The 13,053-nt window shown below is 65.9% G+C and carries 12 protein-coding genes, 1 tRNA gene and 1 pseudogene; 4 read left to right on the plus strand and 10 right to left on the minus strand.

What is annotated here, in order from left to right; translation table 11 throughout:
- Nucleotides 1-25: 25 nt before the first annotated feature.
- The 9 genes and pseudogenes from ccoS to ACFO0A_RS11160 all read right to left on the minus strand — a co-directional run.
- A pseudogene (gene ccoS, locus ACFO0A_RS11120) lies at nt 26-163 on the minus strand (cbb3-type cytochrome oxidase assembly protein CcoS); the annotation flags it as partial.
- Nucleotides 160-2,277, minus strand: coding sequence for a heavy metal translocating P-type ATPase (locus tag ACFO0A_RS11125; RefSeq protein ID WP_379539074.1), 2,118 nt, complete (start codon nt 2,275-2,277; stop codon nt 160-162). The pseudogene ccoS and the gene ACFO0A_RS11125, both read right to left, overlap by 4 nt.
- A complete protein-coding gene (locus ACFO0A_RS11130) occupies nt 2,274-2,717 on the minus strand; it encodes a FixH family protein (RefSeq protein WP_379539075.1) in 444 nt (147 codons plus the stop codon). The genes ACFO0A_RS11125 and ACFO0A_RS11130 overlap by 4 nt, the downstream gene beginning before the upstream one ends.
- The gene (locus ACFO0A_RS11135; protein WP_379539076.1) at nt 2,714-4,252 is read right to left on the minus strand and encodes a 4Fe-4S dicluster domain-containing protein; all 1,539 of its coding nucleotides are present in this window, start codon (nt 4,250-4,252) and stop codon (nt 2,714-2,716) included. Before ACFO0A_RS11135 ends, ACFO0A_RS11130 begins: the two co-directional genes overlap by 4 nt.
- A complete protein-coding gene (ccoP, locus tag ACFO0A_RS11140; protein WP_379539077.1) occupies nt 4,239-5,204 on the minus strand; it encodes a cytochrome-c oxidase, cbb3-type subunit III in 966 nt (321 codons plus the stop codon). The genes ACFO0A_RS11135 and ccoP overlap by 14 nt, the downstream gene beginning before the upstream one ends.
- Nucleotides 5,197-5,352: a cbb3-type cytochrome oxidase subunit 3 gene (locus tag ACFO0A_RS11145; RefSeq protein WP_379539078.1), complete on the minus strand. Its 156-nt coding sequence runs from the start codon at nt 5,350-5,352 to the stop codon at nt 5,197-5,199. Before ACFO0A_RS11145 ends, ccoP begins: the two co-directional genes overlap by 8 nt.
- Entirely contained in the window at nt 5,349-6,086 is a 738-nt protein-coding gene (gene ccoO / locus ACFO0A_RS11150) for a cytochrome-c oxidase, cbb3-type subunit II (RefSeq protein ID WP_379539079.1), read from the minus strand. The genes ACFO0A_RS11145 and ccoO overlap by 4 nt, the downstream gene beginning before the upstream one ends.
- A gap of 10 nt (nt 6,087-6,096) precedes the next feature.
- On the minus strand, nt 6,097-7,758 hold the full coding sequence (gene ccoN / locus ACFO0A_RS11155; RefSeq protein WP_379539080.1) for a cytochrome-c oxidase, cbb3-type subunit I: 1,662 nt from the start codon (nt 7,756-7,758) through the stop codon (nt 6,097-6,099).
- Between the two features lie 24 nt (nt 7,759-7,782).
- Entirely contained in the window at nt 7,783-8,082 is a 300-nt protein-coding gene (locus ACFO0A_RS11160) for a hypothetical protein (protein ID WP_379539081.1), read from the minus strand.
- A 3-nt stretch (nt 8,083-8,085) separates the two neighbouring features.
- On the opposite strand from ACFO0A_RS11160, the gene ACFO0A_RS11165 reads away from it, so the two are divergent.
- The 4 genes from ACFO0A_RS11165 (at nt 8,086) to ACFO0A_RS11180 (ending at nt 12,896) form a co-directional block, all read left to right on the plus strand.
- Nucleotides 8,086-8,793: a group III truncated hemoglobin gene (locus ACFO0A_RS11165; protein ID WP_379539082.1), complete on the plus strand. Its 708-nt coding sequence runs from the start codon at nt 8,086-8,088 to the stop codon at nt 8,791-8,793.
- Complete coding sequence (locus tag ACFO0A_RS11170) at nt 8,790-9,071, plus strand: TehB family protein (protein WP_379539083.1); 282 nt, start codon at nt 8,790-8,792, stop codon at nt 9,069-9,071. Before ACFO0A_RS11165 ends, ACFO0A_RS11170 begins: the two co-directional genes overlap by 4 nt.
- A 141-nt stretch (nt 9,072-9,212) precedes the next feature.
- Entirely contained in the window at nt 9,213-11,240 is a 2,028-nt protein-coding gene (locus tag ACFO0A_RS11175; protein WP_379539084.1) for a TonB-dependent receptor, read from the plus strand.
- Nucleotides 11,241-11,306: 66 nt separating this feature from the next.
- Entirely contained in the window at nt 11,307-12,896 is a 1,590-nt protein-coding gene (locus ACFO0A_RS11180) for a winged helix-turn-helix domain-containing protein (RefSeq protein WP_379539085.1), read from the plus strand.
- Nucleotides 12,897-12,967: 71 nt separating this feature from the next.
- Here the strand turns inward: ACFO0A_RS11180 and ACFO0A_RS11185 are convergent.
- Nucleotides 12,968-13,044: transfer RNA gene (locus tag ACFO0A_RS11185), tRNA-Met, on the minus strand.
- Nucleotides 13,045-13,053: the final 9 nt, after the last annotated feature.

Genomic DNA, 13,053 nt, shown 5'->3' on the forward strand with positions numbered 1-13,053 from the left:
GCAAATTGACGAACGGTTCTTTCTGGTCGTCGTCTATCAGGATGCGCTGGGCCGCACCGTCGAGATCGTCGTACTGGCCGCTGCGCATCGCCCACAGAAACGCGGCGAGACCGAGCAGGCCCATCAGGAGCGCCGCCGGGATAAGGATGGAAAGCCCGGTCATGCCGCCGCCCCGCGCAGGCGCAGCGAATTGCCCACCACCAGCAGCGAGGAAAGCGACATCGCCAGCGCCGCGATAAGCGGTGTGGCGAGCCCCGCCATCGCGATGGGGACGGCCACGATGTTGTAGCCGATCGCCATCGCGAAGTTCTGTCGAACCACGCGCATCGTCCGCCGCGCAGCCACTATCGCCACCGGCACGGCTGCGAGCGAATCGCCGAGGAACACGAGATCGGCCGAGTTCTGGCCCACATCCGACGCTGACGACGGAGCAACCGAGACATGCGCGGCATTGAGCGCCGGGCCATCGTTGAGCCCGTCGCCGATCATCAGCACGTGCTGCCCCGCAGCCTGGCGCGCCGCGATTGCATCGAGCTTGCCCTGCGGCGAGAGCCCGCCAAGTCCCGGAACGTCGAGAAGCCGGGACATGCGGTCCACGCGGCGCGGGGCGTCGCCGGACACGATGGTCGGCTCAAGCCCCAGTTCCCTGAGCCTTCTGACTGCTGCCGCCGCGTCGGGGCGCAACGCGTCTTCGAACCGGATCAGGCGCAACGGGCCGTCGCCAAGGCGGAAGGCGGTCGTCAGAGCATGGCGGCTGGCCGCTATGTCGGCTGGGTCGCCCTCGCCAAGGTCAATCCTGCCCAGCACGGCCTCCTGGCCCTGGAACACGGCGGTAACGCCAAGTCCGGGAGACTCTTCCAGTTCAGTCACCTCCGCCGCCGTGCCGCCGTCGAGCGATTCAGCAAGTGCGCGGGCCAGCGGATGGCGGCTGGAGCGGGCGAGCGCGAGCGCGACCGGCGCCTCTTCGGCGGTGAGGCCGCCGGTGTCGATCAGGCGCGGGCGGCCCAGGGTCAGGGTCCCGGTCTTATCCATCAGCGCCACGTCAGCCTCGGCCAGCCGCTCAAGCCCCGCTCCATCGCGGATCAGGATGCCGCGGCGCATCAGCGCCCCGGCCGAAACCACCTGGGCCACGGGCACCGCTAACCCGAGCGCACAAGGGCAGGTGATGATCAGAACCGCGACGGCGACCAGGACCGATTGGTGAAGTCCAGCGCCCGCCAGCATCCAGCCCGCAAACGACAACGCGGCGAGCAGGTGCACTGCAGGAGCGTAGAACCTGGACGCCCGGTCTGCGAGCCGGACGTAGCGTGACCGGGCGCCTCCTGCGGCTTCCATCAGGCGGGCGATCCCGGCGATCGCCGTGGCTTCTCCCGCCGCAGAAACCTTGACCGTGAGTGGCGCTGCAAGGTTGATCGTTCCGGCCAGAACCCCGGCGCCGGGCGCTACGCTTTCCGGCGCGCTTTCGCCCGTCACCAGTGCGCGGTCGACGCTGGAGGTCCCTTCCACGACTGTCCCGTCGGCCGCGAATGCCTCGCCAGCCGCGACCAGCAGCTTCATGCCGGGGGCCAGCTCGTCGGCATCACGCCATTCCGCGTGCCCATGGGCCGCAAGCACCAATCCGCGCGGCGCGCGCTGGCGCTGGAGCGCGGCAACGCCATCTTCCGCCCGAGCGCGCATCACCCCGTCGAGGAAGCGGCCGGCGAGCAGGAAGAATAGCAGCATCACGGCGCCATCGAAGTAGGCATGGGGGCCGTGGGTCATCGTCTCGTAGAGGCTGACCGCGCAGGCGAGCGACACGCCGATGGTGATCGGCACGTCCATGTTGGTCGTTCCCCGCCGCAGCGCCGACCACGCGCTGCGGTAGAACGGCCTGCCGGCATAGACCACGGTCGGCAGCGCGATCAGCGCCGACAGCCAGTGGAACATGTCGCGGGTCGCGCCTTGCGCTCCCGACCACACGCTGACCGACAGCAGCATGATGTTCATCGCGGCGAAACCGGCCACGCCGAGGGCCCGGCCCAGCTCGCGATTTTCAGGGGCGGAGCGGGCCTCGTCATCGGCCAGCAACCGCTCGGCGGGAAAGCCGATCCGACCAATCACGTCGCGCAGGCGCTCGTCGTCGAGTTCGGCCGCATGCGCGATGGCAACGCGCCGCTTGGTGAAGTTCACCCGCGCGCCGATCACCCCATCGACGCGGGAGAGCCCGCCCTCGAGCTTGGCTATGCAGCCGGCGCAATGCAGTCCCGGCACGCTGAACGTGCTGGTAACTGCGGTCATGCGGGGATTTCTAAGGCGTAGCGCGCGGTCTTGCCGTCACTGACAAGTGTCAGGCGCAACATCCAGCGCCCGGCGGGAAGCGGACTGTCCGAGACCCACTTGCCCGGGGCGGTTCGGGTGAAGCGCAGCGACTGATCGGGCGCACGGCCGAGCGGGTGATGCGCGGTTCCCGTCAGCACCCCGGCCAGCGGCGTGCCGTCCACCTCAACCCGTCCATCGTCATTGCGACGGGGGACAAGCGTCCAACCCAACGCCTTCTGGGCGCGGGCATCGGCCAGCCAGCGATTGTAGTCCTGGCTCGCGACATAGGAATTGTCGACGACGGTGCCGCCGAACGTCTCGACCGCATAGCGCGCCATCACGAGGTTTACGGCGATGATCGTGCCGAACATGCCGATCATCACGAACCACATGTGACGCCCGGTGAATTCGCGGATCATTGCGCGCCCTCCGGCCCGTCGAAGATGCTGCGCTCGCGGTCGCCCCCGCCTTCCGCATCGTTGGCGCGGATCGAGAACGCAATGTCCCGGCGCTGGCGTTCGGGCGCCGCAACATAAACGCGGGCCTTGTGAACCTTGTCGGGCGCGACCTGGAGCTGAAGCGTTGACGTGGCATTCTCGCGCGCTTGGGCATCGGTCCACATCAGCGCGCCGGGAAGCCCTTCGACGGTCAGCGTCACCTTGCGCGGGCGCGCCTCCATGTTGCGCACGTTGATGGTGTAGGCGTTTCGCACGGCGCCGTCGGAAAGCTGCACCCACTGGGGATTGCGCTCTTGCCGGATGCTCAAGTCGAGCCGCGTGCGCGCGCCGAGCGCAAAAAGCAGGGCCACGCCGATCGAACCCCAGATCACGAAGTAGATGATGGTGCGCGGGCGAAGCAGGCGCTTGAGCGGGCGTTCGGGCGTGCCGCCATTGCCTGCGATCAACTCGTCAGCGGCGGTCGAATAGCCGATCAGCTTCCGGGGCCGACCGACCCTGTCCATCACCTGGTCGCAGGCGTCGATGCACAGGCCGCAGGTGATGCAGCCGATCTGCGACCCGTTGCGGATGTCGATCCCGGTCGGGCACACGGCGACGCAGGCATTGCAATCGATGCAATCGCCGAAGGTCGGATTGTTGGATGGATCAGAGGCCATCGCGACGAGCGAGGGCTGGCCGTACTGGGCTTGTGCGCCCAGGTCGCCGTCGGGCTGATGGACCGCCGATCCAGCGCGCTTGGTCCCATGCGTCCGAGGCTCGCCGCGCCAAGCCTTGTAGGTGACCAGCAACGACTTTTCGTCGAGCATTGCGCCCTGAATCCGGGGCCACGGGCATCCGTAGATGCAGAACTGCTCGCGCATCAGGCCGCCCAGGACATAGGTCGTGGCGGTGAGCACCCCGATCGTGAACCACGCCTGGTAAGGCGCGTCGAGGTTCCAGAGCTGCCGCGCGAGGGTGGGAGCGTCGGCGAAGTAGAAGATCCACGCACCCCCGGTCGCCACCGCGATGATCAGCCAGATGGCGTGCTTGGTGGCCTTTCGCGCGATCTTTTCCGGACCCCACGGTGCTTTTTCGAGGCGAAGCTGGGCGTTGCGGTCGCCTTCGACGAACCGCTCGACGTGCTGAAACAGATCGGTCCACACCGTCTGGGGGCAGGCATAGCCGCACCAGGCACGGCCGACCGCCGAGGTGACTAGGAACAGTCCGATCCCGGCCATGATCAGCAGCCCCGCGACGTAATAGAACTCGTGCGGCCAGATCTCGATCGAGAACATGTAGAAGCGCCGGCCGGGCAGATCGACCAGCACGGCCTGGTCGGGCGAGTAGGGTCCGCGGTTCCAGCGCAGCCAGGGCGTTACGTAGTAAATCGTCAGGGTAACGGCCATCACCAGCCACTTGAAGCGGCGGAAGGGGCCGTCGATCGCCTTGGGAAAGACCTTGCGGCGCTTTTCGAAGAGCGTCTGGCGGGGGCCGGTCAGGACTTCAGGGCTGGACATTGCTTGGGGCCGCTGGGCTGGGCGCGGGCGAGGCGGCCGGAGCCGGGGTGGCGCCCGCCGTCGCCGGCGCGTCGGGAATGTAATCCTCGCCCCCGCCGAGCGAATGGACATAGGCCGCCAGCATCTTGATCGTCACCGGATCGAGACGCGTGCCCCACGCGGGCATCACACCGTAGCGGGCGTTCGTGACGGTCTGGGTCAGCGAGTCCCGATCGCCGCCGTAAAGCCAGATCGCATCGGTGAGATTGGGTGCGCCCACCTTGCGGTCGCCCGTTGCGTTCACCCCGTGGCAAACCGAGCAGTTGGCTTCGAACAGCACCGCGCCGCGCCGCGACGACGCGCTGGGCTTTTCCTGGCGCGAAACGACCCGGACGAAACTGACGACATCCTGCACGCCCGCGGGATCGAGGATGCCGTCGCGCCCGAAAGCGGGCATCTGCGACATCCGCGTTTCCTTGTTCCCCGGCTGGCGCACGCCGTTCACCAGGGTGGTGTGAATCTGCTTGATGTTCCCGCCCCACAGCCAGTCGTCGTCGTTGAGATTGGGGTAGCCCTTGCTGCCCGCCGCGCCCGAACCGTGGCACTGAACGCAGTGGACCTTGAACGCGGCCCGTCCGCCTTCGACCGCGGCCTGCATCAACCGCGAATCTTCGTTTAGACGCTCGATCGGGATGCGCGCCAGGGCAAGCTGGATCGGCGCCTTGCGGACCCGCTCGGCCTCGGCCTCGCCTTCGAGCTGCGCATGGCTCGACCAGCCAAGGACGCCGGTGGTCGCCGAATTGAGCATCGGCCAGGCCGGATAAAGCACGGTGTAGATCACGGCCCACACGATGGTGGCGAACAGCGTCCAAAGCCACCAGCGCGGCATAGGGGTATCGAGTTCCTCGATCCCGTCCCATTCGTGCCCGACAGTGGGCGTGCCGGTCGCCTTGTCGATCCGCGGATCAGCCATCGTCGTTCTCCAGGATCGAGCGGGCAGCGTGTTCGTGGCTCGCGCCAGCGCCGCGGCGAAGGGCCCAGCCGATCAGGATAAGGAAGGTGATCCCCATGAACAACAGGCCCCAGCTGTCAGCGAAGTGGCGCATCTCGTTGTAGTTCACCGTTCACGCTCCTGCGCAGCGGCGGCGTTGGTGTCGACCAGCGTGCCGAGCATCTGGAGGTAGGCGACCAGCGCGTCCATTTCGGTCAGGCGGGAAGGATCGCCGTCGAAATCGCGAACCTGCGACTTGGGATAGCGCTTGGCCAGCGCGGCGGCATCGCCCGCGGGATCGGCCTGCGCCTTGAGGTCGCTTTCGGCAGAATCGATCATTTCCTTGGAATAGGGAACGCCGACATCGCTGAGCGCACGCAGCTTGCCCGCTATCCCGTCGGTCGACAGATCGGTCTCCGAAAGGAATGCGTAGGAAGGCATGATCGATTCCGGAACGACCGAGCGAGGGTCCTTCAGGTGCTGGACGTGCCACTCGTCGGAATAGCGCCCGCCGACCCGGGCGAGGTCTGGCCCGGTGCGCTTCGAGCCCCATTGGAACGGATGGTCGTACATGCTCTCGGCGGCGAGACTGTAGTGGCCATACCGCTCCACCTCATCACGGAACGGGCGGATCATCTGGCTGTGGCAAGTGTAGCACCCCTCCCGCACGTAGATGTCACGGCCCACCTGTTCGAGCGGGGTGTAGGGCCTCATTCCGTCGACCTTCTCGATCGTCGAATCGATCCAGAACAGCGGCGCGATCTCGACGATCCCGCCGATCGCCACGGCGACGAAGGCAAGGACGCCAAGCAACGTGACGTTGCGCTCGATCGTTTTGTGCCGGGCGGCAAGCTGCGATGCCATGATCGTGTCCTTACTCGGCCGGAACCGCGGCGGGCGCCAGCGGCCGATCCGCGGCGGGATTGTACTTGGGGCTCGACATCGGCGCTTCTTCGCGCAGCTTCCCGGCGATTGTCATCCAGACGTTGAAGACCATGATCAGCGCGCCGGACAGGTAGAGCAGGCCACCCACGACCCGGATCGCATAGTAGGGCTTCATCGCGGCTACGATCTCGGCAAAGGCGTACACAAGGTAGCCGTCCTCGCCGTATTCGCGCGCCATCAAGCCCTGGGTAATCCCCGCCACCCACAGCGCAGCGGCGTAGAGCACCAGCCCCAGCGTCGCGAGCCAGAAGTGCCAGTTGACCATCCTCAGCGAGTAGAGCCGCTCACGTCCCCACAGCCGCGGGGTAAGGTAATAGATCGCCGCAAAGGTGATCATGCCGTTCCAGCCGAGCGCGCCGGAATGCACATGGCCGATAGTCCATTCGGTATAGTGCGAAAGCGAGTTGACCGCCTTGATCGACAGCATCGGGCCTTCAAAGGTGGCCATCCCGTAGAACGCGAGGGCGAAAACCATCAGGCGGATGATCGGGTCGGTGCGGATCTTGTCCCACGCGCCGTTCAGCGTCATCAGCCCGTTGATCATACCGCCCCAGCTCGGCATCCACAGGACGATCGAGAACACCATGCCCAGCGTCTGTGCCCAGTCGGGCAGCGCCGTGTAGAGCAGGTGGTGCGGCCCGGCCCAGATGTAGAGGAAGATCAGGCTCCAGAAGTGGATGATCGACAGGCGATAGCTGTAGATCGGACGCTCGGCCTGCTTGGGGACGAAGTAGTACATCATCGCCAGGAACGGCACTGTGAGGAAGAACGCGACCGCGTTGTGCCCGTACCACCATTGGGTGAGCGCATCCTGGACGCCGGCGAATGCGGAATAGCTTTTGGAACCGAGGAAGCTGACCGGAACGGCCAGGTTGTTCACGATGTGCAGCATCGCGATGGTGATGATGAAGCTGAGGTAGAACCAGTTCGCGACGTATATGTGCGGTTCTGACCGGCGCAGCAGCGTGCCCACGAAGACCGCCAGATACGCGACCCAGACGATCGTCAGCCACACGTCGACGTACCACTCGGGCTCCGCGTACTCGCGGCTTTCGGTGATGCCCATGACGTAGCCGGTGGCGGCCAGGACGATGAACATCTGGTAGCCCCAGAACACGAACCGGGCGAGCGTCGGAAAGGCGAGCCGCGCGCGGCAAGTACGCTGGACGACGTAGAAGCTGGTCGCGATCAGGGCGTTGCCGCCGAATGCGAACACCACGCCCGAAGTATGCAAAGGCCGCAGGCGGCCGAAGCTGAACCAGGGCTCGAGGTTGAACGTCGGAAAGACCATTTGGGTCGCGATGACGACGCCGACCAGGAAGCCTACCACTCCCCAGAAGACCGTCGCCAGGACGCCGAGGCGGACAAGATCGTCGTCATAGCGGGTCACGTCGGGCATCGACTTGGGCTTGAGTCCCGTCAGGACCGCATAATCCGCCCGGGTCAGCGTAACCCACGCCACCAACAGCGCGGCGGCGCAAGCGATGCCCATGTGCACCGCGAAACCGCTGTCGTGCGCCATCGCGCTTGCGGCAAGCGCGACCAGCGCGACAACCAGCCAGCCGCCGACCTTGATGAGTTGATTTTCCATCTGCGCCCCTTCCCTTCCGGCCCGTCAGGGCCGCTGTGCGTAAGGATCTGTCTGGGTTTCAGGCGATCCAATCGTCCGCGTCGCCACCAGCGCGAACAGGGCCAGAGCGCCGATCGTGGCCAGCAGGTTGATCACAAGGATCAGCCTGACAGTGCCCCGATTGGCCGATGGGCGACGCTGCCGGCCCGGCGCCAGTTCGTTCGAAGGAGAGTCGGCGACGCGCGCCACATCACGCGCCCGAAGTAGCAGCCAGGCGCCGCTTACCAGGGCAACAATCCCCAGCACGCCTATGATAATTCCCCACGTTGAAATCGGCAGGTTCATGGCGTGATCATCGCTTCCGTCGACTACATGCGCAAGTGCGAACTGGCCTTGCTGGAACTGCTCGGCAAACGCCAATTCGACGCTTTGCCGCACTGGGACGTCCGTCCCGACGGGGCTGCGCTAGAGGCGTTCGCAGGTGCGGTATTTGACGAATGTCAAACCAGCCAGGCACACCCAAACCTTTGTAAAACCAGCCAGCAGCATGTGGTTTCGCGGCTCCGCCAAGACATCACCGCATCTGCTGGTCGGCCTCATTGGCCTTGCATTCCTGTCGAACATGATACAGGTATTGTCAATACCGCTTTTAGCCTGACAGGTTGTGCCATGACAGATGCACTTTCGGAAACTGACATTGCCCGGGTCATTCCGGAATTTTACTCACGCGTTCGCGCCGACCCTTTCATCGGCCCGCTGTTCAATGCGTCGATCCAGGACTGGCCTCACCATCTCGACCGGCTCATCGCGTTCTGGTCCTCGGTAATGTTGACCACCGGGACTTACAAAGGGAGCCCTATGGCCGCGCATATCAAGCACCGGACAGAGATGGAGCCCAAGATGTTTGGACGCTGGCTGGAACTCTGGTCCGAGGTCACGAACGAGATGCTTGCGCCCGAGGCCGCGGCGGCGCTGCAGGCCAAGGCTCGAAATATCGCCGAAAGCCTCAAGCTCGCGTTGTGGTTTCGCCTCGATCGCAAAGTCGAGCCGGCGTGAGCGGGCCAATACCTTACAAGAGTACGCCGGAGTTTGACGAGGCGACGCTGCCGCAAGCCTTGCGCAACGATCATTCGACCAAGGCCGGAGTGTGGGGGCTTCTGCGCGTCCTCGAAGGCCGGGTATCGCTTGTCTTCCACGACCCGGCCCGCACGGTCGAGGTGACGGTGGAGAACCCCGCGCAAATCGACCCGCAGACACTTCATCACGTCGTGACGCACGGCCCGATGCGCATGCGCGTCGAGTTTTACCATGAGCCTCCCCTTCCCCAAAGCTGACGCCGCGCTCTTCAACCGGATTGGCTTCCAAGCTCTTGGGTAAGCCGTTATCATTTCGGCGAAACCCGGCGTTGAGGGGCGGTTGTGGTTATGGCGAGGTCACATTCCGGAGGTTGTGGGCGAGCCCTATCCCGCCTTGCCATGGGTGGTGCCGCGCTCGCCTCCGGATATCCTGCATGGGCAGCCGAAGCCCCGCAAGGCGCGCCGCAACCCATCATCGTGACCGGCGAGCGCGCGCCACGGGCGGTCAAGGAAACCGCCTCGAGCGTGACAGTGATCACTGCCGAGGAACTTGAGCGCGCGTCGGGTGCCGATCGCGTCGACCAAATCCTCGCAGGCATCCCCAATGTCCAGCTCGGCTCGGGCGGCGAAGGGCCTACCATCCGCGGCCAGGACTCCACTGGAGTGCTGCGAGACCTTCCCGCCTTCCTCGGCGGCACCCGTCCTCGCGTGACGTTGCAGGTCGATGGGCGCGCGATCAGCTATAACGAGTTCGCCTTCGGCACCGCGCCGCTGTGGGATGTGGAGCGAATAGAGGTCTTCCGCAGCCCGCAAACGACGACGCAGGGTCGCAATTCGATCGCGGGCGCCATCTTCGTCGAAACCCGGCAGCCCACCTTCGATTGGGAGTACGGCGCGCGACTGGTGGCGGGGGACTATGACACGCGCCAGGCCTCGTTCCTGGTTTCCGGCCCGCTGGTCGAGAACGAGGTCGCCGCGCGCATCAGCGGGGACAAGCGGCGGTCGCGGCCCTCCAGCACACTGACCAGCGCGGCTATCGGGGCCGATCCTAACGAGGACCGCTACGAGCAGCTTCGCTTCAAGCTGCTGGCCACCCCACAAGCGGTTCAGGGGCTGCGGATCACGGGAAATTACAGCCATACCCGCTCCAACGCACCGCAGGTTGAAGGAGTGCGCGCCCCCTTCCGCCTGCGCCGCGATCCGAACGCGACCTACGGCATCTTTTCGACGAGCGTCGACGCCGTGACGTTGCGCGGTCAGTACCGTCCCGCTTCGACCTTCTCGGCTACAGCCAACTTCTCGGCGGGTTGGGCCACGATCGATCGCGCCGCCCCGCCCGGCTTCGGCGTCGCCCACAACGCCGCAAGCGATCGCTCGGCGGAACTGATCGTCTCGGCCCAGCCAGCCGATTCTGTGTCGATCCTCGCGGGCGCGGCGCACGTCATCAATCGGCTGCACCAGCGGATCGACCTCACCGCCGCATTGCTTGGCAAAGGCGGCTTCGAGGACAAGCAGCTCAGCACCGGCATTTTCGGCGAGGCCCGCATCAAGCTCGTCCCGCGCCTGGAACTGACCGTCGGGGGCCGGTTCCAACGTGACAGCCAGGACCGCGAAGGGTCGCTCACCCCGGCTGCCGGGCCGATTTCGCTCAACTACAAGGGATCGTTCGAGGCGCTGCTGCCGAAGGCATCGCTGGCATACGACCTAGCCCCGCGGACGCGGATCGGCGTCCTGGTGCAGAAGGCCTTCAACCCAGGCGGCACGACGCTGGAGCGCAGCGGACGCGCCGACACGTTCGAGGCCGAGCGACTGTGGGATTACGAGGCCTTCCTGCGCACATCGCTGGCGGGAGGCAGGGTTCAGCTCGAAGCGAATGCGTTTCACTACGACATCCGCAACGCCCAGCGATCGCTCGTGCGGCTGCTGTTCACGCCCGGCGGAATCGTAACGCTATCGGAAATCGCCAACGCGCCGCGCGCGCGGACCAGCGGGGCAGAGGTCGCCTTGCGCCTCGATCCCGACAGCGCACTGTCGCTTGCCGCCGGCGTCGGCCTCTTGCGAACCCGCCTAACTCGCGCGCTCGATGCGGCCGACCCGCTCGACGGGAAGGAGTTCCAGCGGTCGCCCCACTTCACCGGGCGGGTGGCGCTCGACTGGCGCCCCCTTCCCAGCGTCCTTGTCTCGGCCCAGGCCCGGCACAATTCCGGCTATTTCAGTGATGACACCAACGATCCGGCCCGCCGGATCGGCCCGGCGACGACTCTCGATCTGCGGGGCGAATGGCGCAGCGGCCCGGTGACCGTCGCCGCCTATGTGCGCAACGTGCTCGACAACTTCTACCTCACTTATCTCTATTCGGCGGGCTCGAATCTGGCCACCGCGGGCGATCCGCGCAAAGCCGGGATTTCCATCGAGGCGCAGTTCTAGCCCAATGCCCGGCCCGTTGACCTGAGCCTGCGCTGTTGCTCTATTCGAGCGGCAAAGGATGGGCGATTGAACGACTTCGCCAACGGATCGGTACAATCCGAAGCCAGCGCCGAAGAACCGGTACCGCTGGCGCGCAGGCCCGACTTTCGCTTGGGCAAGGCCCTGATCCGTCCGTCACTGCGGGTGATCGAGGGGCCTGCCGGTACTGCAAGCGCCGAACCCCGCGTTATCCAGGTCCTGCTCGCTCTTCACGACGCCAACAGCGCGGTGCTTTCGCGCGAAGACCTGCTGCGCGTCTGCTGGCAGGGCCGGATCGTTGGGGACGACGCGATCAACCGCGCTATCGCCGAACTGCGCAAGGCGGCGGCAGCCTGCGACGCCGGGTTCACGGTGGAGACGATCTCCCGCGTGGGTTACCGCCTTTCGCTGGACGGCGGGGCACCGCTCTCCGTCCCTGCGGAATGGGAAGCGCCACCCTCCAACCCGTCTGGCCTATCGCGCAGAACTGCGATCGCCGGCGCAGGAGCGCTGGCGGCGACCACCTTGGCCCTCACTGTGTTCGCTTCGCATCGCAGCACTGCGCGGGCTGCCGCGCTGGTTCGCGAGGGCCGGCGTGCTTACGAGGCCGGCACGGCGCTCTCGCGCAAGCGCGCCGCCGAACTGTTCGAGCGCGCCCTGGCCGAGGATAGGGCCAATGCTGCGGCGCTGGGCTGGCTTTCCATCATCCAGTTCGATTCGCTGGATACGCTGCCCAATGCACAGCGCGCTGCGGTGGCTATCGAAAGCCGGCGCCTGATGCAGCGCGCGCTCGATCTCGACCCCAGCGAACCGACCGCGCGAATGGCCCGCGCGATGCTCGAACGCGGGATCGACGACTGGATCGCGTTCGAACGCCAGCTCGACGAGATCCTGCGCGACGACCCCACCCTGAGTCCCGCGCTGAACGCGGCGATGTTGCTCTTCCAGGGGGTGGGAAGGTGTCGGGATTCGCTGGCGATAAACGAGCGCGCTCTGGCCGCGATCCCCGGTTCGCCGACGTTTCAATGGCGCCGGGCGATGAAGTTTTGGATCTTCGGGAGGCCTGCCGACGCAGACCGGGTGATCGACAGTGCCCTGGAAATGTGGCCGACCGAGATTCAGGTGTGGAACACCCGCCTTACCATCTACGCCTTCACCGGCCGCCCTCGGGCCGGACTTGCCATGTTGACCGATGAAGCAAGCAGACCCAGGCTAAGGCCCGAAGCGGTGCGAGCATGGAATGCGGGACTGGAGGCGCTGAGCCTGCCGTCAGCCGCGAATGTTTCCGCCGCAGAGCAAGCCTGCGCTACCGCGGCGCTCATTCAGCCCGGCATGGCGGCGAACGCCGTGATGATCCTGTCGGCGCTGGGCGCGCTGGATGCCGCCTACGCGGTGGCCGAGGGATTCGTCGCCAAGCGGGGGAATTTGATCGGACCGCAATCCTCGTCCACCAATCCGATGCTTTACAGCGCGCGGACATGGCGGGGTACGCAGTGGCTGTTCACGCCGGCAACGCGCCGTTTGCGCGCCGACGGCCGCTTCACGCCGTTCTGCGAGCAGATCGGCTACATCGACTACTGGCGCAAGCGCGGGATATGGCCCGACAAGTTCGTGCGAGGCTCGCTCGTCGTCGCCTGAACGCTGCGTTTGACTGCAGACTCCGTGGGCACGAGCGTCGCGCGTACATCATGCGCGGTCGAATTGGAGAATGGTAGCGGAGGAGGGACTTGAACCCCCGACACGCGGATTATGATTCCGCTGCTCTAACCAGCTGAGCTACTCCGCCCCAGGCACG

The organism is Novosphingobium tardum (genome assembly GCF_042652045.1).
Lineage (GTDB): Bacteria > Pseudomonadota > Alphaproteobacteria > Sphingomonadales > Sphingomonadaceae > Novosphingobium > Novosphingobium tardum.

What these genes read in the sequence shown, in the direction of transcription:
- ccoP (WP_379539077.1), bottom strand. Translation starts at nt 5,204, where the DNA reads ATGGCTGATCCGCGGATCGACAAGGCGACCGGCACGCCCACTGTCGGG.
- ccoO (WP_379539079.1), bottom strand. Translation starts at nt 6,086, where the DNA reads ATGGCATCGCAGCTTGCCGCCCGGCACAAAACGATCGAGCGCAACGTC.
- ACFO0A_RS11130 (WP_379539075.1), bottom strand. Translation starts at nt 2,717, where the DNA reads ATGATCCGCGAATTCACCGGGCGTCACATGTGGTTCGTGATGATCGGC.
- ACFO0A_RS11125 (WP_379539074.1), bottom strand. Translation starts at nt 2,277, where the DNA reads ATGACCGCAGTTACCAGCACGTTCAGCGTGCCGGGACTGCATTGCGCC.
- ccoN (WP_379539080.1), bottom strand. Translation starts at nt 7,758, where the DNA reads ATGGAAAATCAACTCATCAAGGTCGGCGGCTGGCTGGTTGTCGCGCTG.
- ACFO0A_RS11175 (WP_379539084.1), top strand. Translation starts at nt 9,213, where the DNA reads ATGGGTGGTGCCGCGCTCGCCTCCGGATATCCTGCATGGGCAGCCGAA.
- ACFO0A_RS11160 (WP_379539081.1), bottom strand. Translation starts at nt 8,082, where the DNA reads ATGAACCTGCCGATTTCAACGTGGGGAATTATCATAGGCGTGCTGGGG.
- ACFO0A_RS11135 (WP_379539076.1), bottom strand. Translation starts at nt 4,252, where the DNA reads ATGTCCAGCCCTGAAGTCCTGACCGGCCCCCGCCAGACGCTCTTCGAA.